Annotated in this window: 21 protein-coding genes; 12 read left to right on the plus strand and 9 right to left on the minus strand. The window is 40.5% G+C overall.

What is annotated here, in order from left to right; all coding sequences use genetic code 11:
* Positions 1–44: 44 nt before the first annotated feature.
* The 4 genes from QPK24_RS09410 (at position 45) to QPK24_RS09425 (ending at position 5,362) form a co-directional block, all read left to right on the plus strand.
* Positions 45–1,715: an extracellular solute-binding protein gene (locus tag QPK24_RS09410; RefSeq protein WP_407082971.1), complete on the plus strand. Its 1,671-nt coding sequence runs from the start codon at positions 45–47 to the stop codon at positions 1,713–1,715.
* Positions 1,716–1,843: 128 nt separating this feature from the next.
* Positions 1,844–3,010 carry a response regulator transcription factor gene (locus QPK24_RS09415; protein ID WP_285748140.1) on the plus strand — a complete coding sequence of 389 codons (1,167 nt, stop codon included), beginning with the start codon at positions 1,844–1,846 and terminating at the stop codon, positions 3,008–3,010.
* 44 nt (positions 3,011–3,054) lie between these two features.
* Entirely contained in the window at positions 3,055–4,821 is a 1,767-nt protein-coding gene (locus tag QPK24_RS09420; protein WP_285748142.1) for a sensor histidine kinase, read from the plus strand.
* Between the two features lie 58 nt (positions 4,822–4,879).
* Positions 4,880–5,362 carry a hypothetical protein gene (locus QPK24_RS09425; protein ID WP_285748143.1) on the plus strand — a complete coding sequence of 161 codons (483 nt, stop codon included), beginning with the start codon at positions 4,880–4,882 and terminating at the stop codon, positions 5,360–5,362.
* 134 nt (positions 5,363–5,496) lie between these two features.
* Here the strand turns inward: QPK24_RS09425 and QPK24_RS09430 are convergent, their stop codons facing one another.
* Complete coding sequence (locus QPK24_RS09430) at positions 5,497–7,578, minus strand: ABC transporter ATP-binding protein (protein ID WP_285748146.1); 2,082 nt, start codon at positions 7,576–7,578, stop codon at positions 5,497–5,499.
* Positions 7,579–7,593: 15 nt separating this feature from the next.
* On the minus strand, positions 7,594–9,339 hold the full coding sequence (locus QPK24_RS09435; protein ID WP_285748148.1) for an ABC transporter ATP-binding protein: 1,746 nt from the start codon (positions 9,337–9,339) through the stop codon (positions 7,594–7,596).
* Positions 9,340–9,869: 530 nt separating this feature from the next.
* On the opposite strand from QPK24_RS09435, the gene QPK24_RS09440 reads away from it, so the two are divergent.
* On the plus strand, positions 9,870–10,163 hold the full coding sequence (locus tag QPK24_RS09440; RefSeq protein ID WP_285748150.1) for a HesB/YadR/YfhF family protein: 294 nt from the start codon (positions 9,870–9,872) through the stop codon (positions 10,161–10,163).
* Positions 10,164–10,217: 54 nt separating this feature from the next.
* On the plus strand, positions 10,218–10,658 hold the full coding sequence (locus QPK24_RS09445; RefSeq protein ID WP_285748152.1) for an NUDIX domain-containing protein: 441 nt from the start codon (positions 10,218–10,220) through the stop codon (positions 10,656–10,658).
* Between the two features lie 68 nt (positions 10,659–10,726).
* On the opposite strand, the gene QPK24_RS09450 is transcribed toward QPK24_RS09445, so the two are convergent.
* The 3 genes from QPK24_RS09450 to QPK24_RS09460 all read right to left on the minus strand — a co-directional run bounded on the left by QPK24_RS09450 (position 10,727) and on the right by QPK24_RS09460 (position 12,845).
* Complete coding sequence (locus tag QPK24_RS09450) at positions 10,727–11,239, minus strand: ADP-heptose synthase (RefSeq protein ID WP_285748154.1); 513 nt, start codon at positions 11,237–11,239, stop codon at positions 10,727–10,729.
* A gap of 155 nt (positions 11,240–11,394) precedes the next feature.
* On the minus strand, positions 11,395–11,838 hold the full coding sequence (locus QPK24_RS09455; RefSeq protein WP_285749224.1) for a DUF441 domain-containing protein: 444 nt from the start codon (positions 11,836–11,838) through the stop codon (positions 11,395–11,397).
* 5 nt (positions 11,839–11,843) lie between these two features.
* Positions 11,844–12,845, minus strand: a complete 1,002-nt coding sequence (locus QPK24_RS09460; protein ID WP_285748156.1) for a YpdA family putative bacillithiol disulfide reductase — start codon at positions 12,843–12,845, stop codon at positions 11,844–11,846.
* A gap of 186 nt (positions 12,846–13,031) precedes the next feature.
* On the opposite strand from QPK24_RS09460, the gene QPK24_RS09465 reads away from it, so the two are divergent.
* From QPK24_RS09465 to QPK24_RS09475, 3 genes are all read left to right on the plus strand, one after another.
* Positions 13,032–13,625 carry a DUF2087 domain-containing protein gene (locus tag QPK24_RS09465; RefSeq protein ID WP_285748158.1) on the plus strand — a complete coding sequence of 198 codons (594 nt, stop codon included), beginning with the start codon at positions 13,032–13,034 and terminating at the stop codon, positions 13,623–13,625.
* Positions 13,626–14,011: 386 nt separating this feature from the next.
* Entirely contained in the window at positions 14,012–15,142 is a 1,131-nt protein-coding gene (gene rsgA / locus QPK24_RS09470; RefSeq protein WP_285748160.1) for a ribosome small subunit-dependent GTPase A, read from the plus strand.
* A 34-nt stretch (positions 15,143–15,176) separates the two neighbouring features.
* Positions 15,177–15,515, plus strand: coding sequence for a L,D-transpeptidase (locus tag QPK24_RS09475; RefSeq protein ID WP_285748161.1), 339 nt, complete (start codon positions 15,177–15,179; stop codon positions 15,513–15,515).
* A 781-nt stretch (positions 15,516–16,296) separates the two neighbouring features.
* Here QPK24_RS09475 and QPK24_RS09480 read toward each other — a convergent pair.
* Genes QPK24_RS09480 through QPK24_RS09490 form a run of 3 tightly spaced genes read right to left on the minus strand, consistent with a single transcriptional unit; the run spans position 16,297 to position 18,135 of the window.
* Positions 16,297–16,899 carry an ABC-2 transporter permease gene (locus QPK24_RS09480; RefSeq protein WP_285748163.1) on the minus strand — a complete coding sequence of 201 codons (603 nt, stop codon included), beginning with the start codon at positions 16,897–16,899 and terminating at the stop codon, positions 16,297–16,299.
* Positions 16,892–17,758, minus strand: a complete 867-nt coding sequence (locus QPK24_RS09485) for an ABC transporter ATP-binding protein (protein WP_285748164.1) — start codon at positions 17,756–17,758, stop codon at positions 16,892–16,894. Before QPK24_RS09485 ends, QPK24_RS09480 begins: the two co-directional genes overlap by 8 nt.
* A 5-nt stretch (positions 17,759–17,763) precedes the next feature.
* Positions 17,764–18,135: a GntR family transcriptional regulator gene (locus QPK24_RS09490; RefSeq protein WP_285748166.1), complete on the minus strand. Its 372-nt coding sequence runs from the start codon at positions 18,133–18,135 to the stop codon at positions 17,764–17,766.
* Between the two features lie 952 nt (positions 18,136–19,087).
* Here QPK24_RS09490 and QPK24_RS09495 point away from each other — a divergent pair.
* From QPK24_RS09495 to QPK24_RS09505, 3 genes are all read left to right on the plus strand, one after another.
* A complete protein-coding gene (locus QPK24_RS09495) occupies positions 19,088–19,402 on the plus strand; it encodes a DUF4367 domain-containing protein (RefSeq protein WP_407083004.1) in 315 nt (104 codons plus the stop codon).
* A 51-nt stretch (positions 19,403–19,453) separates the two neighbouring features.
* Positions 19,454–19,987 carry a GNAT family N-acetyltransferase gene (locus QPK24_RS09500; RefSeq protein WP_285748168.1) on the plus strand — a complete coding sequence of 178 codons (534 nt, stop codon included), beginning with the start codon at positions 19,454–19,456 and terminating at the stop codon, positions 19,985–19,987.
* A gap of 119 nt (positions 19,988–20,106) precedes the next feature.
* Complete coding sequence (locus tag QPK24_RS09505; RefSeq protein ID WP_285748170.1) at positions 20,107–20,277, plus strand: hypothetical protein; 171 nt, start codon at positions 20,107–20,109, stop codon at positions 20,275–20,277.
* An 82-nt stretch (positions 20,278–20,359) separates the two neighbouring features.
* Here QPK24_RS09505 and QPK24_RS09510 read toward each other — a convergent pair whose 3' ends face one another.
* Complete coding sequence (locus tag QPK24_RS09510; protein ID WP_191798524.1) at positions 20,360–20,599, minus strand: hypothetical protein; 240 nt, start codon at positions 20,597–20,599, stop codon at positions 20,360–20,362.
* Positions 20,600–20,790 lie beyond the last annotated feature (191 nt).

A 20,790-nucleotide genomic window follows, 5' to 3' on the forward strand; every position in this document is an offset into this window, starting at 1 on the left:
TTTGGACCATAGATTGTTTTGCCAGACATATTAAGGGGAGGGTTATGAAGATGTGGAAAAAAAGAAACAAGGGAACTAGCACCTTGCTAGCTGCACTGCTTGCATCAGCCATTGGAATTGCAGGATGTTCGAGTAGTAATGGAGGAACCGCTGTTACACCGGAAACAGAACCTGCTCCGCCAAAAGAAAACGTAGAATCCACTTCATTTGAACTGGGAAAAGAAGACTTGAACTTCACTTTCTATGGTCATTATGATTGGTACACCATGCCGCAGTGGGGCGGGGACGAAGCAAGTAGATGGATTAAAGACAATAAAAAGGTGAATGTATCTGCGATTAATTCCGGGGGAAATGCAGCTCAAAAACTAAACACGATGATTGCTGCTTCTGAACTTCCTGATGTCATCTGGATGGACCGTAATGCGGATGTGGAGCGTCTGCGTGAAGCGGGAGCACTTGTCCCATTTGACGATTATCTTGATAGATATCCGAACCTGAAAGAGTGGGCTGGTGAAGAAACGTTAAATATGCTTCGCTCCAGTGACGGCAAATTATATCAATTTCCGAATTGGTATACCTCGCAGCCCAACGGTAATGCGGGATACTTAGTTAACAAGAAGATGTATACAGAGCTGGATGAGCCAACACTCGAAACAACAGAAGACTTGTATAACTACCTTGTACAAGTGAAAGCAAAATATCCGAATGTAGTTCCATTCGAACCGGATCTTGCGGTAGACGGACAAGGACTAGATGTTCTTTACGGCTCCTTTGGCGAAGATCATCCTCCCGTCTTTGTTAAGGAAAGAGCCGTACCAAAAGATAATCAGCTGACTTCTATTTTCCTTGATCCAGTATTTAGAGAATCAACGCAATATGCAAGCAAATTGTTTCGTGAAAAATTAATGGCACAAGATGCACTTACTCAAACAAAAGATCAAATCAAGGAAAAAGTGTATACAGGGCGCGTTGCAGTAGCAGCAGGAGCAAGTCCGACAGAGTATGGTGCTGTGGGTGATATTGAGCTGAAGAAAAAAGATCCCAATGATGGTTACTTTATGATATGGCCTGTGCATAAAGAGGGTCTCGACAAAAACAAGATCTGGGCGGGTACGTATAACAGTCTTGGTTGGAACGTAAGTGTGATTACAAAAAGCGCGAAAGATCCAGAAAAAATCTTTGCTTTCCTTGATTGGTATACATCTCCTGAAGGCCAACGTGTTATTATGTGGGGACCTGAAGGGAAATACTGGGATGGGACAGATGAGGATGGGGCTCCGAAATTTACGGATGCTTATGTAACAGATGTAGAAGGACGTAACAAAATGATGGATGCTACAGTTAACCTTCAGTGGAATGGAAATACCGTTTTTGTTGATAATGCGAAAATGAAGTTTGAACAATCCCTTCCAGCAGATCAGCAAAACTGGGAGACAAAATATCAATCCGAAGTTACTTGGAAAACACAGTTCGATGCGACAGAGTATATTAACCTTACGGCAATGCCTGAGTCTGAAGAAGGAATTATTCAGCAACAATTGAATGAGATTTTTACAGAAGCAAGAGCAAAAGCGCTTTATGCGAAGAGTGATGAGGAAGTATTATCTATCCTGGATAAAGCTCAAGAAAATGCTGTGTCTATCGGATATGAAAAGTTGCTTGCTTACAAAACAAAAAAATGGCAAGATAATATCGCTAAAATTTCTGGAAAATAATACATCTTAGTTCTCTCAGGTTTCAATAAAGTGGAGTATAATATGGTAAACGGGCACCGTTCTTCTGAAGACCGGTGCTTTGCGTTTATCATTCATTTATTGTGAATTCTCTACAAGGGAGTGACAATATGTATCAAGTACTGATTGCAGATGATGAGATTTTAGATCTCGAAGGAATGCGTCAATTTATTCCTTGGACGGAAATAGGGCTTGAAGTGACGGGAGCCGTAAATAATGGGTTTGAAGCTCTGGAAGTGCTGGAAACAAAACATGTCGATATTTTAGTTACAGATGTACATATGCCTGGAATGTCAGGAATGGAGCTGGCACGTAAAGGTCTTGATCTGCGTCCAGATTTAAAATTGATTTTTGTAAGCGGATACCAGGACTTTGCCTATGTTAAGGAAGCTTTGTCCTTACAAGCCTATAGTTATGTGCTCAAACCAATGGATGATAAGGAATTGATTGCCGTCCTTCAAAAAATAACGAATGAACTGAATGAAAAACTTTTTCGTGAAGAAATGGACTTGGTATTTAGTCAGGCAGCGATCAAATCGATCGAGTATCATCTAATTGAAACACGCGTAGCTCATAAAAGTGAACAACATGCAGATATATACCGTCTTACGACGGATGCCAAAGCACTTATTTTTGATAAACCGCTGGATTGCTTGGTTTCCTATCTGCTTGCTTGTGACCGAGTTATGGTACAGGAAGAACTTAAAGAGATGCTTGGAATAGCTCATGGTGAAAATGTTAAATCTCAACTACATTTTATCGTGCTGTATTTACTTATACGTATCGATTATTACGTCAGTACTCAATTGAATTACCCTATCGGTTTTATTCCTCTGAGCGAGAATGAAGTAGAGAAAATCAAAAAAAATCAAACGAAAAGTGAGCTCCTCTCTTGGTTGACTGATCATTTATTGAATCTATTCGACATAGAGAATCACCCGAAGTTCAAGCAGAAGAAACATGCTAAGGTAATCGGGCGGGCTATCCATTATATAGAAGAACACTTACATCTGAATGTGACTCTCCGCGAGGTTGCGGACGTGCTGTCCTTTTCTCCAAATTATTTAGGAGCGATTTTCAAGGAAGAGACGGGGAAAAGTTACAATGAGTATATTATTACCCTGCGTATGGAGAAGGCCAGGGATTTATTGAAAGATCCAAAAATCAAAGTATATGAGGTAGCTGATCGCGTCGGATATCGGTATATGCCTTATTTCAGCAGACAATTCAAAGAAACATATGGTATGACTCCTATTGAATATCGTAGAAAAGCATAAGAAAGAATGAGGCTGGCTCTATGTATAAACGGATGAACCCGAGGATGAAATTTATACCTTTTGGTTGGAAATTATTTATTTCTTATCTCGTCTTCATTATTCTCCCGGTCGTGATTTTGGGATATACCGCTAACTCTATTCTGGTTGATTCCATGCGGACACAAACCATCACCAATTTACAGGGAACACTTGCCCAGATGAGAGATAATGTCAGCTATAAATTAAGGGATACCGAAAGAATATCAGATATGCTTTACTACGATGAGGCGCTTGCACTGAGTCTTAGGAGTTCAGAAGAAGGCTGGATTAGTTATGAGAAAACATCGACGACGCTTCTTCCGAAATTTAGGCAAGCGGTTGAATCAACGAACCAAAAATTATGGTTGTCTATTTATTTACGGGACCTGAACTTACCCGAAGTATATTATGATGCTGGACCGGTAGATTTACTGAAGGTGAAAGGTAAATATTTTGATGTATATCATGTTAATCGGATTCAATTTGAGGATTGGTATCGAAATTTTCCGCCTGAAAAGTATGGTAAGACAATGAAATGGTCTCAAGTGGATGATGATAAACAGTTTGAACGAATTTCGTTACTTCGAAGGTTAGTGAATACACTAGATCCGCTTGATTTGAAAGAAATTGGTTTTATTCGCGGCAGTATCTACCTATCTGAATTGTTTGAAAGTATGGATTATAATAAAATCGGCCCGGGCAGTAGGATAGAGGTTGTCGATCATAATGGCCAAAAAATGTACAATTCAAGTGAGCTGAATGCAGAAGGTCATTCTGTCAAGCGCAATGAGAGTGCTTCAAGTGAACTGATTATTCATGAGGAGATACCGGAGCTTGACTGGTCAATCACTGCCTATGTCCCTCAAGGGATTTTGGAAAAAGGAGTACAGAAAGTTACCCAGCTTACGCTTTCGATCTGCTTTTTGTTCATAGTATTAATCAGTGCAGTAGCCGCCTATTTCTCTAGATATATATCGAAAAGATTTGGCAAGCTAATTTCCGTACTTGTTATGTTTCAGCAGGGGGACTACCACAAACGAATTCATTATAAAGGAACAGATGAATTTACATTAATTGCAGATGCGCTTAATAAAATGGGGGAGCAAACGGAGCACTTAATTGGAGAAGTATATGAAACGAATCTGAAAAAAAAGCAGGCCGAACTCGAGTCGCTTCAAGCTCAGATTAATCCCCATTTTTTATATAACACACTTTCTTCGATCAGCAGGTTAGCGAAGTTCGGAAGAGTGGAGCAGCAACATGAGATGGTCATGAATTTAGCTAAATTTTACCGACTGACCTTAAATGACGGCCAGACCATCATTTCTATTTATAAAGAACTTGAACAAGTAAAGGCTTATCTGGATATTCAGAAGGTAAAATACGGTGATCGTATGGAGGTGGATTTTGATATTGATCCTGAGATATTAGGATATGAGACAATAAAGCTGATTTTACAGCCTTTTATTGAGAACGCATTAGAGCATGCTTGGTGTGGAGATCGAATTTATATCCGTATCATAGGGGAACAGAGAGAGGACAAGATCATATTTCAGATCATAGATGATGGGATTGGTATGAAGTCTCAGCATGCACAATCGTTGCTTAAAAAAGATAGAATAAAACCAAAAGGGTATGGAATATGTAATGTCCATGAACGAATTCAGTTGTCTTTTGGTGAAGAGTACGGTGTAACGATTTATAGTCAGCTGGGGATCGGAACAAATATCACGATTATCATACCAGTGCAGAAAATGGATGAAATCTCTCCAATGAAATCAGATTTTGGTTGATTTTACCACAACATTCCTAGTAACATAGGCATAAGAAAGTATAAAGGAGAGACATCTTATGCATGAGCATCGGCTGCTGGATAGTGAACATTCGAAGGAATTGTTCTCTTATTACGGTTTGGCGGTATACTACTCACAAGCCCTAGAACAACAACTCGTCAATTTGCTGGTGCTAATGAAGCTGACGCAAGGAAAGATTAGCCCGGAAGAGGAACTTACGAACTTATATTATAAGAAATTAGGAAGTTCCTTAGGTCAACTGGTTCACGAAATACAGCATAATTTTGATTTCTCAGAAGAGGAAAGTATCCTATTAAATAATATATGGAAAAAACGAAATTATATTGTGCATGATTATTTTAAGGAACGAATATTAGAAACCTTCACTCCCGAAGGTCGTTCTCAGATGATTGATGAGCTTATTGAATTTAAAGACCAAGCGCAAAAGCTAGAGTATAAACTACTGCATTACACTCAAGTTCTGATTAATCAGCTTGAACTCGAAGAGGAGACGGATCAAGAGTTAATCAATGAGGAATGAGAAGACAGCGATTCGGCTGATAGAAATGGAAATTCAAAGGAATAGCAAAAACCCTCTTGCAAAATTGTGATTGCTCAGTAAGCAACCGATTTTATAAGAGGGTTTTTTATGTGAGTTTGTGTATTGGTTATGGATTAATGCTGGGAAGATGTCTGCACTAGAGCTGGATGATTTACTTGATCTGTAACAGTGGAATCAGCGAGTATATTCCCTTGTTGCAGTTGATACATCTGATAGTATCGTCCGCCAAGCGCCATTAGTTCATCATGATTACCGCGCTCCGCAATCTGCCCTTGGTGAAGAACTAATATCTGATCACTGCTGCGAATCGTAGAGAGACGATGGGCTATGATAAAAGTCGTTCTCCCTTTTTTCAGAACTTCCAGCGCACTTTGGATGATAGCTTCTGTTTCTGTATCGATATTAGCCGTTGCTTCATCCAGGATCAGAATAGCAGGATCATAAGCCAGCGCCCTTGCAAAAGAAATCAATTGACGCTGACCAGCGGACAAGGTACTTCCTTTCTCTACGACAGGCTCGTCAAAACCTTGCGGAAGATGAGAGAGTAACTGTTCAGCACCCACATCCCGCAGGGCCTTTTCAATGGTATCTCGAGAAATTTTCTTATCATTTAAGCTGACATTGGACGCAATGGTACCCGTAAAAAGATAAGGATCTTGTAGTACGATGCCCATATGTTCTCTAATCCATTGTTTAGGAAGATCTCTGACATCCTGACCGTCAATCGTAATCGTACCTTTTTGCGGATCATAAAAACGAAACAATAGATTGATAATTGAACTTTTTCCTGATCCCGTATGACCAACTAGCGCAACAGTTTCTCCTTGTTTCGCTTCAAAAGATATATTTTTGAGCACATAATCCCTGTTATAAGCGAAGGAAACGTCTTTAAATTCTACATTGCCAAGATATCTTGGCATAGAACCGTCTGTGACTTGTTCGCCGGTCTCATCCATGAGTTCGAAGACACGACCTGCTGACACCATCGAAGAATCCAGATTAGCCAGCTGATTCACCATTCCTGTAACCGGCTGGAATAAACGGCTTAGTACATCAACGAATGCGTATAGTACACCAAGAGAGATGAGGCTTGATCCGTCTATTGAACCTGCACCGAAATAGAGAAGAACAATGGCAAATGCAAGGTTACGAAGTACGTTTACCAGGTTATGAGTGGTGAATGCGTTTAGATTAAGCATTTTGTTCTGATGATTCATGTAATCTTCGTTTAATGCTTCAAATTCCTCATATGTTTTCTTCTGACGCCGGAATATACGAATAATGGACATCCCTTGAATAGATTCATTAATCATGGCATTGATTTCACTTAGTCTCGAACGAATAATTGTATTATATTTGGTTGCAATTTTACGATATAGGACCATCCACAGCACGAGTAGAGGAACAACAAACAAGGAAATGAGCCCTAACTTTACATCTAAAATGAAGAGAGCAATATAAACCCCGATCATGGTGATAATTCCAGAGAAAAAATTAGAAAGCACGGCGACAAACAAATCTTTCACTGCTTCTGTATCATTCGTAATTCGAGATACGACTTTCCCTGCTGGTAAATTATCAAAATAATGAACAGGAAGTCTTTGAATATGAGCGTATACATCTGTGCGAAGCCGCTGAATGACTTTATTTGCTGAAGATTGCAGCCAGTACGTTTTTCCAAAATCCATAATGATTGCGATCACTAGAAATATAAAATAGAGTCCGACTAGCTTATAAATGCCTGGAAGCTCTGGCTTGTAGAAAGCGAACAGCTCATCTACCGATAGAGGAGATGCCTTATAAGACGCGCTCTGTTCCCCTCGTGTTACGGTGAGGACTCCATTTTCATAAGTAGAATTCCCGCTTTCTATGGTGACGGGTTCATTTACTAGATAAAAAGAGCGTCCGCTTTGTAAGATACGAATTTCTTCACCTTGTGTTTCTCCTTCATGAAATCGATCATACCGTTTGTAATGCTTTCCATGATATAGAACTGCATCCTGACCTTGTTCTGACTCAAAGTAAGGTTGTTCGATAGAGAGAACGTGATTATCAATCATATTTTTGGCAATAAACGGAGCAGTAAGGTCAGCAGCAACCCCGATCGATAACATAATAAGTGCGGCAATGAAGGTACCTTTCGATTTGAGTGCATAGGCAAATAATCTCTTAGTTACGTTTTTTGTATAATTCATATGGAAGACACCTCCTTAACGAGTGAGTGTGGATTCGACTTGTTGTCGTACGTATTGTTCTTTATACCAACCATCTTGGTTCAGAAGTTGTTCATGCGTACCTTGTTCAACAATCTTCCCTTGTTCAAGAACGATGATATGGTCGGCATGTTCTACTGCAGATAATCGATGGGTTGAGATGAGCGTCGTTTTGCCGGATCTCTGTTCTCGAATATTGGTTATGATTTTTGCTTCTGTACGTGCATCCACCGCGGATAAGGCATCATCAAGAATAAGAATGTCGGGGTCTGAGATGAATGCCCTTGCGAGAGACACCCGCTGTTTTTGGCCCCCTGATAAAGCAATTCCTTTTTCACCAACGAGCGTTTCTAGACCATCGGAAAGCGTACCCAAATCTCCGTCAAACGCCGCGGTGCGAATCGCCTCCATAATCATTTCTTCATTAGCGTGAGGTTTACCAAACTGGATGTTTTCACGTACGGTTTTTGAGAATAAAATCTGTTCTTGAGGAACATATCCGATCCAGCTGTGAAGTTGGTCTTTTGCGATGTCATCCATCTTGGTATCGTTAATTAAAAGATCTCCAGAACCAGAAGGATATTCATGAAGAAGTTGTTTGAGTAAGGTGGATTTCCCGCTTCCTGTTCTTCCGACCACACCAAGCGTCTGGCCTTGATGAATATCAAGGTTAATGTTGGTCAAATTAGGGACAGTTGAGGTTGGATAACGGAAGTTCAGGTCTTTCATTTGAATGCGTTGAGGTGTATTTACATGTACCGGTTTAGCAGGATCTTGCACATCGGGAGCCATATGTAGTGTTTCATTTACCCGGTCAAGGGAGGCATTACCTCGCTGCATGACATTGATCAGTTCCCCAATGGCAAACATCGGCCAGATCATCATTCCAAGATACATATTAAAAGACACAAGCTCTCCAAGTGTAATTTCATTTCGAAAAACAAGGTAGATTCCAAAGCCAAGACCGATAATATAACTGAGTCCAACGAATAGTCGTATGGTAGGTTCGAATAAAGCATCCATTTTAGCAACAGCTAAATTTTTACGATATACATCATCTGTAATCTCATTAAATCGTTCTTCATCATGTCGTTCTTGTACATAGGCCCGAATAACACGTACACCTGCTACAGATTCAAGGACTTGGTCATTCATTTTTCCAAAAGCATCTTGAGCAAGAGAGTAGCGCTCATGCACTTTTTTTCCATAGATCATCATGGCTATGGCGATAAAAGGAAGAGGCAGGGTAGCGGCGAGCGTGAGTTTCCAGCTGATCAGAAATCCCATTGCGAAGAGTACTGTCGTTAAATAGGCCGTTGAGTCGGTTAAGGTCAGCATTCCAAATCCTGCGGTTTGAGCAACAGAGCGAAGATCGTTAGTAGATCTTGCCATCAAATCGCCTGTGCGATTTCGTTCAAAGAATGGCGGGGTCATGCGAAGCAAGTGGCTCATGAATCTTGATCTAAGTAATTTTTCAACGAGGTTTGCTCCTCCAAATAGCTTGTGCATCCAAACATATGTAATAAAGTAGATCGCCAGAATAATACCAAGAATAAGTAAAATATACCGAGTGAGGGCGGGCCAGGTAATGGAACCGGTGACAATGTCATCAATTGCATGCCCGATCAGCCTTGGCGGGAGCAGTTCAGCAATGCCAACTAGAATGAGCAGCATCAAACCAACGATATATCGCTTTCGTTCCTGTTTAAAATACCAGCTTAAATTTTTAAGTACTGCGAACAAGGGAATCTCATCCTTTCTAAAATGAACTCGCGATTACGTTTTGTTACGATTCAGGGTCTTAGCGCAATCTTATAAACCACAAAAAAGGCATACCGTTCGCTAAACGGTATGCCTTCCTATATTCAGGTTCATACGCAGCAAATGTCACATGCGTGAGCAGAAGTCGCTAATGATTGGATGTGAAAAACAGATGTAAAAGTCGTGAGATACATTTATCACTGTTCAGAATTAATCCCAATCGTAAGGAGAGGCTGCTCCGTATTCAGTTGTCTGGCTGTAAATAATTCGTCCATAATTCTAAACATCGGAATCATCCTTTCTCCAATTGGTAATTAATTCTAACCGAGGAATCGTCTGAAAAAAATATTACCATCTGACAAATTATATGTCAAACAATTTCAAATAAATTACATATGTTGGGTGTTTCAAAAATTGTTCTCTATTTTATACATCATTCATACGGCTTAAGTATGACTTGAAGGGAATCAATATGATAATATAAAAACAAACGATGAGGAGTTGACATAACGATGAGCATACACGTAACGGAAGCAGCGGCAGAATGGTACAAGAAAGAGCTTGGAATAACAGATGGCGAAGCCATTCGATTTTTTGCTCGGTACAGCTCTGGCGGAGGTCTACATCCGGGCTTCTCACTCGGCATAGCTGTAGAACAACCCGAAGAACCGATTGACCGAACAGAAGTTTCAGGCATCACTTTCTTTATGGAAGAGCAAGACTACTGGTATTTGAAGGGTCACCGTTTGGATGTAACCTATGTGGAAGCAGAAGATGATATCTTGTACCGATACGAAACAGAATAACGAAGTTGAAGTCACTTAATTGCTTGTAGCTTACAGACAAGGAGGGAGGTCCTCGTGAATTCCAAAAAAGGAGATCTTGGGCAATTTGTAATGAAAAGATCCTTGATTGCAGTAAAAGCTGCAGTTGTCGTCTTGAACAAACAGGGTAAAATTTTACTTCAACAGCGTGCTGACGATGGTTTATGGTGCATACCTCTTGGCAACATGAAACCTGGCGAGATATTAGAAGAGACTGCGCTGCGTGAGTTATGGGAAGAAACAGGACTTAGAGCGGAAGGCATGAAGCTCGAATCACTGCTGTCTGGTCCAGAACTGAAGCGAACGTTTGCTACTGGAGACGAAGAGTATGATCTGATTGCAGTTTATTCTGCGCAAGGCCTGCTCTCTTCGGAACTAGATTACGGGGCTGTCAAAGAAGGGCCTTTGCGCTTTTTTGCAAAAGAGGAAACTCCAGAGCTTTGTCCAGTTACAAGTATGATGCTTTCTCGGCTATGAGTACACAAAAATAGCCTCTCCTGTGTCAGCAGGGGAGGCTATTCTTGTGCTGTAAACCAAATAAAAAGTCAAGATTCCGTAAAGTCGTTATTTTCGACAGCATATTCAAAATCATCAATATCATAAATTTGAACAGGCACCTTTGCTTCAAGAATTCGTGAAATCCATTCGACTTGATCTGTCAGAAGCGGAGTTTTAAAGCGCTGGGAGGTAAGAAGCAGTTCTGTCTCAATGGGATCAAAGGAATCACCTAGCGCAGCGGTATCGAGGGCGTTCACGATACGTATGGAAACTAGATCACTTAGCAGTATGGGTGAACTTAGCGCCCAAGGAACTTGAAGGGCTCTCCGTATTTTTTTCTGATTAAGCGGTTCTTCAAAGTATTGAAGCAGCTGACTTATTTTTTTCTTTACATGCTGATCCTCATGTTTCGATTCCATAAGCGGATCGAGGCTTGTTTGTAATTCGTATAATTCCACCACCGTGGTATAAGGTAACAGATATTCAACAGGCGCTGATGGCGCCAGTAACTGACCATATATAGCGATCATCACGGCTTCCGTAACCAGTGTTCGTGGCATTTGGGTAATCCTCCTGCTGCTGCGATGTATTTTTCTTGTTTTTGTCAATTGTTATGAGTATACCATATATCACTTTAGCTATATAGCTTAACAGCGGGGGGAGCATAACAAAAGACCATCCCTTTGGATAAAAGAGATGGTCTATTCGTGCTGTATTAGGATTTACCAATCAGTAAGGATAAGATCCCCGCAGCAATGAGCGGACCCACAGGGACGCCTCTAAACAGAGCGACACCAAGCACGGTTCCAATAAGCAGTCCAGCCACAACGGTAGGTTGCCCACTCATTAGGCTGGCGCCACGGCCGCCAAGGTAGGCTACTAGCATACCAATAGCAATGGCAAGAAGTGACTTCCAGTTTAGAAAAGTGGAGCCCAGCGTATCCAGGCTGATCTTCCCGCTGGCCAGAGGAGCCATGACGCCAATCGTAAGTATGATAATGCCAATGGTCAGACCGTACTTCTCAAGCCACGGAAAAGCTTGCTGCATACCGGTTACCCGGATAAGCAGAAGAACAACCACGGCAATTGTAATCGGGGTATTACTGCTGATAATCCCGAGAGCTGCAAAGGCTAACAGCAAAAGGGAAGTGACATCCATTGTTTTCATCCTTCCTTAACCACATCGGCAGCTTTAGATTTAATATGTTCTGCGATGAGCTTACCATGCCATCTTCCAGACTCGATAAATACTTCATTGGCATTTCGTCCCGAAGCAATAACACCCGCTATGTAAATTCCAGGAACACTGCTCTCCATTGTTTCTGGGTTAAAGAGAGGCTTGTCCATATCCTCAGACATCGTAACCCCAATAGAGGTGAGTAACTTGCGATCTGGACGGAACCCTGTCATGGCGAGTACAAAATCATTGGCAAGCTCGAAAGGAATACCTTCATTAGGCGTAACCACCACGTGATTTTCATGTATTTCGGTCACTCTTGAAGAAAGATGAAGTTTTATTTTCCCTTTAGCAACCATCCCTTCAAAAACGGGACGCACCCATGGTTTGATATGCTCGGATATACTGTTTCCACGGTAGACCATGTCAATATCAGCATCCACTCGGGCCAGTTCAAGAGCAGCATCAACAGCTGAATTACTGCCGCCAATAATGGTGACTTTTGTGCGTGCATAAGGATGGGCTTCCCGGAAGTAATGAGTTACTTTATCCATCTCTTCACCCGGGATACCGAGGTAATTAGGATGATCAAAATATCCAGTGGCAACAACTACATGTTGTGCCTCATAAATTGCGGTTTCATCTTTGCGATTCTTCGTTTTGACGTGAAACCCTCCTTCAGCAGAAGGTTCAATAGCATAAGCTTCTTCATATAAAGACATATCTAAATCATAATGCGAAGCAACTTTACGGTAATAGGCAAGTGCTTCATAACGATAGGGTTTGTCATTAGGCGAACTGAAGGGCACATTCCCAATTTCAAGCAGCTCTGCCGTGCTGAAGAATTGCATATTCGTTGGATACAGGTAAATGGACTGAACGACATTATATTTTTCAATGATGTGTGCAGACAGGCCGAGCTTTTTACATTCAATAGCAGCAGAAAGACCGCAGGGGCCTCCTCCAATGATAATTACATCTTTTTTCATAAAGCAAATTTCCTCCTTTAAACATTATCTCTCCATACTTCATGGATAAACATAGGTATTATTATCCTATCGTATTCATCATTTGATTGCCAGTAAACAGGTGTCAGGAATATGAATTGACAATAAATTGGGATTAGACTAACATCTAATTAGATGATTTTCTAAATAGAAAAGGAGGGATATTTAATGCAACTCGATAAAATTGTGAACTACCATAAGGCACTGGCTGACCCGACAAGAATGCGTATGTTACTGCTCTTATCTCATGAGGAAATGAACGGGCAACAGCTTGCAAAGCGACTTAACTTGTCACAGCCTACCGTTACACATCACGCAGCGAAGTTAAGAGGAGCAGGTCTTATTAAAGAACGGCGAGATAAGAATATAGTTTATTTTAGCTTATATCCCTACTTCATTCAGCAGCATGCCGAAGCATCCTTACACTTTATTTTTAAAGGAGAGATTGAAATGGAAAAAATGGATCAGAGCCAGAAGTTAAAGGATTCGGTAATGCGTAATTTTTTCAGTAAAGACGGTAAGCTTAGATCGATTCCTGCCCAGTATAAGAAAAAATTGATTGTGCTTCAGCATATGGTAGAGCAGCTTGATCAAGGAAAAAAATATGAAGAGAAAGAAATTAATGATTTCATTAAGACATATCATGAAGATTTTGCGACTTTGCGTCGGGAATTTATTATGCACCACTTTATGTACCGGGAAGATGGGGTCTATGAAGTGAATCCGGTTGAAATGTGGACTCGGTGGGACCAAGTAAAATAAAGTTTGACATGAAAACGTATTTTGAGTAATATATGGAAAAATGATGAAGGAGGCGGTACCTATGAGTAACCATATGATGATTTTGTTAGTTGCTTGTACACATCGTCTCCCAAACGGACCACAGTTTACTAAAGAGTAGTACGTTGTATACGTAATACTTCATTTGTAAACTGCTTAGCATCCGCAGGGGGAATTCCCTGTGGATGCTTTTTTTTATTGCTATATTACAATGATAGAGGGGAACGGCTATTTATATTCTCTTTGTCATGGATTATAGACATGAAAAGAATGCAGAACCGCAGGATGTTATTTCCTGCGGTTTTTTGTGTCTGTTTGGCGAGGTGAAAAATGACGTAAGAGCGAAAAGTGAAAATGGAGGGTTATCTTTGAATAATAACCGATTGGAACAGTGGGGCTGGGCAGAAGAATGGAACAAGAAATGGATAAAAACAATTGAATCGATGAGCGCGGAAGAAGAAGCAATTACAGCAGCTTATGAACCGGCACGTATCATTGCGGACTATGGTCAGAAGTTTGGTGTTATTACAGCGGAAGGAAGCAAGTTTGCATCTCTTACCGGTAAATTTAGACAAAGGCAAGAGGCGGGTGGAATGAAACCCGGTGTCGGTGATTTTATTGTGATTACTTCTCATGGAGCACAAGATGATGTGAAGGTGCATGCAGTTTTGGAACGAAGCAGTATCATTGCTAGACAGGCCGCTGGAAATGAGACAAAAGAACAAATTATTGCTACGAATGTGAACACCTTATTTATTGTGAGTGCACTAAATAAAGACTACAATGTAAGACGGTTAGAAAGATACCTAATTCTAGCCTGGAACAGTGGGGCAAATCCCGTTATTGTGCTTAGTAAATGTGATTTAAATGATGATGTAGCATTTAGGCTTGCAGAGACAGAAGAAATTGCGCCGGGCGTCCCCGTGATTGCGGTATCTGCAAAACTTGGCATAGGTAAAGATCTTCTTGATCAATATGCCTGTCATGGACAGACGGTAGCGCTTATCGGATCATCTGGTTCTGGTAAATCTACGATTATTAATTGGCTTACAGGTCAGGAGGAACAAATCATACAGGAGGTGCGTGAAGATGACAGCAGAGGAAGACACACGACAACGCATCGCGAAATATTCCTATTACGGAATGGCGGAGTTATCATTGATACACCTGGTATGAGGGAATTGTCGATCTGGGATGATGGTGATGGGATAGCACGTACGTTTAATGATATAGAACAATGGGCCAAACATTGCTATTTCGATGACTGTCAGCATGGGAGAGAAAAAGGCTGTGCTGTAAGAGAAGCAATAGAAACAGGAACGGTGGATGCAAGTCGGTTAATGAATTATCAAAAAATGCAGCGTGAGATTGCTTATCAACTGCGGAAAGAAGCGGAAGCTTCGAAAAGGAATAATAAATTTACAAAAAATGCTCCAAGGCGTAAAAAAAGAGGTGAGTGGCGCGCTGAAGTAGAAGAGGATTTAGGAGCCTCAAAATAAAGAGATGCATACGATAGGGCAGGAGGAGTTGCACATGCCAAATTATCGTATCATTGTGGACCAAAGTGATCATATGCTTTATCTGCTAGATCATGATGTTGTTGTGAAGGGGTATCCAGTAGCCATTGGAGCGATGGTTTCACAAACACCCGTTGGTGATTTTACGATTGTGAATAGACAGGCGAATCCTGGGGGCCCATTTGGGGCATATTGGCTTGGTTTATCGAAAGCTCATTATGGCATTCATGGGACTAATAACCCTTCATCGATTGGTCATAATGTATCTCATGGATGCATTCGTATGTATAACGAAGATGTACTTGATCTTGCTAGCAAGGTGACGGTGGGTACTAGAGTTACGATTCGTCCCTGAAGTTGATGGGGGAACCGTTTCTTTCGTGCCAATATTCTGTAGTGGTGACGGGAAACGTTCATTTCGGTGCTCAATTTTCTGTAATGGTGAGGGGAAACGTTCCTTCCGTGCTCAAGCTCCACTTGTTTTGTCTGGACGTAGGTAGATTCGAGAAGTAAGGATCCAGCCAAAGCCAAAAGTCGCCATGATCTCGGAATGATCTTATTCCCTGGAGTCACGTTGTCGGTAGGCGTAAAAAAAGATATATCGGTGCTCGGCGTTACTGTTGTGTCGAGAAACGTCCCTTCCGTGCTCAAGCTCCACTTGTTTTGTCTGGACGTAGGTAGATTCGGAGAAGTAAGGGTCCAGCCAAAGCCAAAAGTCGCCATGATCTCGGAATGATTTTATTCCCTGGAGTCACGTTGTCGGGTAAAGCAGCGCAAAGCTTACTCTCCACGTGAGGTAGAGGTAAAGGACGTCGCTGTTTCCTTAGGGTAAACAGCGAGTCACAGAAGGAAGAGGGAAGGCAGGCTAGTAAATAGCTGCCTTTTTTATGTGAGGATAAGAAGATAGTGTGTAAATGGCGATGGAGATGAGGAAAGATAACTTGTGGACAGTTTCCTTCCGTGCTCAAGCTTTGCTTGTTTTGACTGAATGTAGATTCGTAAGAAATAAGGTCCAGTCCAAGCCAAAAAGTTGCAATGATCTCGGAATGATCTTATTCTCTGGAGTCACGTTCTTGGGGTTGAAATGGGTACAGATTCCTTTCCATGTGTATTAGTACGGAAATCTACTTTTGCATTTAGAATGCTTTTCGTTGGTAAATGAACGTTGTAATGCTCCATGAGACCGCGTAAAGAAGCGCGATCACACTTGCCAATCCCATATACAAAGCCGGGGTAGATAAGCTCATGATAAAGTCGGTAAACGCTGGTAATTGTTCAGCTAAAAACGTGACAAAAGGCGGGGCCGCGCCTGTTAAGACAATAAAAGTAATGAGAATAACGGGTGTGATACTGCCTCTGAATATATAAAATAACGGGAATGTTAGCGCCACAAAAGCTAAGAATAAGCCACTGCCAATTGCAACATCAGTAATCGTAAAAGGTTTATTTAGAACAAATAAAGCTATACTTGTAACTCCAATGGATAAACCCATATAAACAATCGCACCTAGGTAGCGGGATGCAATAATTTGTTTACGTGTATATGGCAAAGAATTCAGCAAAACATTTGTCTCTGCTTTTTCATCGTAGGCATATGCATTAAAAGGGATAAAGATACTAGCCACTAGAAAAATAAACGCGGGATCTGTGTTCATCACGATAAAGAATAAGATAAAAGGCATAAAAACGAACAACTGTCTTTTCTGCAGAATGGCATCACGTCTAATTAAATTAAACATAGCATTTACTTCCTTTCATGTAATACATGATGTCTTCCAAAGATGCTCTTTCTATGACAACCGAATCCCCAAAGATGTTTTTTACTTCTTTAATATTATCCGTTAGCGCCTCAAATCCAGTGGGGGCAGAATGCATATGGACAAAGGCTTTTTGCGTGTCTCGATCTAACAAATCCATACCGCCTTTCACAAGTGCATAGTTCTCAGCGATATCAATAGTGGACTTATTAAATACCAATTCTCCGTTATGTATAAACGCAATATAATCTGCGATACGATCTAAATCTGTAGTAATATGCGTTGAAAAGAAAAGAGTACGATTACTATCTATCATTATTTCTTGTAAAAGATCCAGCAGCTCTCGTCTGAAAATAGGGTCTAAGCCTGCTGTTGGTTCATCCATTATGATGAGCTCCGCGTGATGGGATAGGGCAATCGCCAGTGATGCTTTCATTTGCATTCCTTTGGAAAAAGTCTTTATCACCTTATTAAGAGGTAAATTGAATTGTTCTACATATTGATAAAATAAGGCATCATCCCAGTTCTTATATGCAGGACCAACAATGCGCTTGATATCTTTTAAGTTCAGACCTTCAAAAAACACATTCCCATCGTACACAAACCCAATGCGCTCCTTAATTGCCTTCTCATGGGCCTTGTAGTCTAACCCAAAAACCTTAACTTCCCCATCATCTGGTTTTAATAAATTCATGATCATTTTGATCGTTGTCGACTTACCGGCACCATTTGCGCCGATGAAGCCCGTGACAAAGCCTTGTTTCACCTGCAAATTCATATTTTTTACGGAAAAACCTTTAAAATTTTTTGAGACATTTGTTAACTCAACGGTATTTTCCACTCATTTCACTCCTCATATAAAATCTTCAATAATTGCTGTAGTTCATCGAGTGACAGTCCAATTTCTTTACTATTCAAGATGACTGCACTTAGCTGATCCTCGATCGCCGTAAGCTTGCGTTCTCGAATAACTTCTAGATTTTGTTCAGCGACAAAAGAACCTTTGCCGACGATGGAGTATATAAAACCCGCCTTCTCCAATTCCTCATAGGCGCGCTTTGTTGTGATTACACTAATGTGTAAATCCTTTGCGAGTTGGCGCATAGAAGGTAACGCAGCCCCATCTTTTAAATCACCTGATAGAATAGACGATTTAATTTGATTCATGATTTGTTCATAGATCGGCTCTTTCGAACTATTAGCAAGAATTATTTGCATGTTAATCCCTCTTCTTTGTTTTTACAGAACTGCTTTTTCTAACTTTAGAGAATCCATATACACTAACGAATATTACAAATAATAAAAATACAATTATATTCGTTGTCGGATCGTTAATTCTTGGTATCGCATCCTGAAACATCTTTAAAAGAACGACTATTACGACAAAAATAACGCCTTTAATAGGGACATGCTTCATTATTCCTATCCTCCTCAACGTTTGGTGGGAAATGATAAATCTACTGGTTTTTATAAATATTGTATATATACGATATTTACATTATATTCAATTATATAACCTCATGCAACTCTTTTTATACATATATTTCCTTTTAAGAGTGGCGTCTATATGTGTCGGGAAACGTTCCTTCCGTGCTCAGCGTTACTATAGTGCTAATGGGAAACGTTCCTTCGGTACATAGCGTTACGTAACCCGGGGAATAAGATCATTCCGAGATCATGGCGACTTTTGGTTTTGGCTGGACCCTTACTTTTCCGAGTCTGCCTACGTCCAGACAAAATAAGTGGAGCTTGAACACGGAAAGACCGTTTCTCCACGCACAACAGTAAAGAGGCATCTATCTACTAGCCTGCCTTCCCTCTTCCTTCTATGACTTGCTGTTTACCCCAGGGAAACAGCAATACCTCTCCACATTTAGGGAGGAGTTTTTACCCGCATCCCCAAGAACGTAACTCTAGGGAATAAGATCATTCCGAGATCATGGCGACTTTTGGCTTTGGCTGGACTCTTACTTCTTCGAATCTACTTACGTCCAGACAAAACAAGTGGAGCTTGAGCACGGAAGGAACGTTTCCCGATCAGAATTGATTCAGATATGCCAAAATTATTGAATACAGATTGTACACGGAATGAGAGGTACTTACAGATTCAAATGCTATAATTGAGAAAGCAAATGCCGGACAAACAGACAAAAAATTATTCATAAAGACGCTGGAATCGGAACAGCTAAGATCAATTTCTTTACATTATAGGAAGGGAAAAAATATAGAGGATTATGTAACAGTCTTGGCTTCTTTTACGGACGGAGTGAAACAAGGGGTGCAGCAAGAAACAGGAATGACTGCAGAAAAAGGCATAATCAATGGAAAAGAGATTCTTTACTTGAAGTACGAAGGAAACAACCCCCATCAAGTGATTAAATGGATCGATGAAACGTCAGGGGCTTATTATCATATACAAGACACGAAGAAAAGCAACCTCAGTAAGCAAGATTTCTTGAAAATCGCGGAGGAATTCGTACATTAGTTTGTTTTGGTTAATATAAATACCTATTCTGATCAGGAAGGGAAGAAGAAAATGAGAATCCGCTCAGCCATAGAGTCAGATGCCGTTCAGATTGCTGAAATTCATGTAAGCAGTTGGAGAACAACGTATAAAGGAATCGTTCCAGATTCATATCTAGATAACTTATCTGTTGCAAAACGCACTTTACTATGGGAGAAGCAGTTAGATGAAGGAAACGAAGGAAGTAAAATATTTGTCGCTGAGAATGAGGCAGGACAGATTATAGGTTTTGTGAGTGGAGGACGCAATCGACTGGAAAGTATGCCTTTTGATAGTGAGATCTATGCTATCTATTTGCTTGAAGATTATCAAAGACAGGGCATTGGAGAACTACTCATGTCTTCTATTGCCAGTTTTTTAACCGATCAAGGATTTAAATCCACCTATTTGTGGGCTCTAGAAGACAATCGCTATCGATCTTTCTATGAGAAACGGGGAGGACTCCCTGCAGGGCGCGAAGACATAGAGATTGACAGTGTAAAACTTGGGGAAATTGCGTATGGTTGGCATCAGCTAGATCGCTTAAAAGCACAAAGCAAAAAATAAAATAAAACTCAAAGTAATTGTTTCAACAATGTAAATATATGGGTAATTCTGATGTACCGGAACATCACGTATCTTACAGTCACTTGGGAGATACCAAATGAAGAAGGAGGCTGTCACTTATGTCCAGCTCCATAGACCGTTTTATAATCAGAAAATTAAATAGCTGCGAAGAAGAACATACGAAAGAACATCTTTTAGAGCTGTTTATGATTCGAATTGAGATGGCAGAACAAATGGAGGAGCTGATGAGTCGGCGTAAATCAGTATTTTTATATCATTATGTATGTTAATGAAAAAGTGCTGCCTGAGGACTTCTCGTTGGAGAGGTTCTCTTTTCTTTGCGCGCATCACTACAGAGAAAAGCACCACCCCTTAATAAAGGGATAGTGCAAGTGTGTCATTCTCACTGATGCTGTGCAAAATAGCCTCACTACCAATAATCTCGATACTAATCAGCGTATTTAAACATTTCTGTAATGCACGTTTACCGTGGTTAATCTTTGTTTCTAAAGCACTGCTAAGAAGTTTTAATGTCTTTTGAACAGGTTGTTTGTTTTCTGTGTTAAAGTAAACTGGGATTTTTTTGTCTTGAAAAAAGATTAATGTTCTCATTGAAATCACCTCAACTAGATTACTAGAGTTATTTCATATTGCTAATACTATATTCCGTTGCTTAAAATTACCTTAAAATAAGCTTATGTAAACATAAAGAACACCAATGTTTGCAAAGTGTTCACAATTTGGTTGTGTGCAACTAATGATTCGCTATTGAAGAATACTTAAAAAATCTGTCGATAAGGATT

The organism is Paenibacillus polygoni (assembly GCF_030263935.1).
Classification (GTDB): Bacteria; Bacillota; Bacilli; order Paenibacillales; family Paenibacillaceae; genus Paenibacillus; species Paenibacillus polygoni.

Bases quoted from the DNA above. Each gene is read 5' to 3' on its own strand.
- QPK24_RS09465 (WP_285748158.1), top strand. From the start codon at position 13,032: ATGCAACTCGATAAAATTGTGAACTACCATAAGGCACTGGCTGACCCG.
- QPK24_RS09430 (WP_285748146.1), bottom strand. From the start codon at position 7,578: ATGAATTATACAAAAAACGTAACTAAGAGATTATTTGCCTATGCACTC.
- QPK24_RS09410 (WP_407082971.1), top strand. From the start codon at position 45: ATGAAGATGTGGAAAAAAAGAAACAAGGGAACTAGCACCTTGCTAGCT.
- QPK24_RS09420 (WP_285748142.1), top strand. From the start codon at position 3,055: ATGAAATTTATACCTTTTGGTTGGAAATTATTTATTTCTTATCTCGTC.
- QPK24_RS09425 (WP_285748143.1), top strand. From the start codon at position 4,880: ATGCATGAGCATCGGCTGCTGGATAGTGAACATTCGAAGGAATTGTTC.
- QPK24_RS09455 (WP_285749224.1), bottom strand. From the start codon at position 11,838: ATGGATGTCACTTCCCTTTTGCTGTTAGCCTTTGCAGCTCTCGGGATT.
- QPK24_RS09490 (WP_285748166.1), bottom strand. From the start codon at position 18,135: ATGCAAATAATTCTTGCTAATAGTTCGAAAGAGCCGATCTATGAACAA.
- QPK24_RS09460 (WP_285748156.1), bottom strand. From the start codon at position 12,845: ATGAAAAAAGATGTAATTATCATTGGAGGAGGCCCCTGCGGTCTTTCT.
- QPK24_RS09440 (WP_285748150.1), top strand. From the start codon at position 9,870: ATGAGCATACACGTAACGGAAGCAGCGGCAGAATGGTACAAGAAAGAG.
- QPK24_RS09505 (WP_285748170.1), top strand. From the start codon at position 20,107: ATGTCCAGCTCCATAGACCGTTTTATAATCAGAAAATTAAATAGCTGC.
- QPK24_RS09510 (WP_191798524.1), bottom strand. From the start codon at position 20,599: ATGAGAACATTAATCTTTTTTCAAGACAAAAAAATCCCAGTTTACTTT.
- QPK24_RS09450 (WP_285748154.1), bottom strand. From the start codon at position 11,239: ATGCCACGAACACTGGTTACGGAAGCCGTGATGATCGCTATATATGGT.
- QPK24_RS09475 (WP_285748161.1), top strand. From the start codon at position 15,177: ATGCCAAATTATCGTATCATTGTGGACCAAAGTGATCATATGCTTTAT.
- QPK24_RS09480 (WP_285748163.1), bottom strand. From the start codon at position 16,899: ATGTTTAATTTAATTAGACGTGATGCCATTCTGCAGAAAAGACAGTTG.
- QPK24_RS09500 (WP_285748168.1), top strand. From the start codon at position 19,454: ATGAGAATCCGCTCAGCCATAGAGTCAGATGCCGTTCAGATTGCTGAA.
- QPK24_RS09415 (WP_285748140.1), top strand. From the start codon at position 1,844: ATGTATCAAGTACTGATTGCAGATGATGAGATTTTAGATCTCGAAGGA.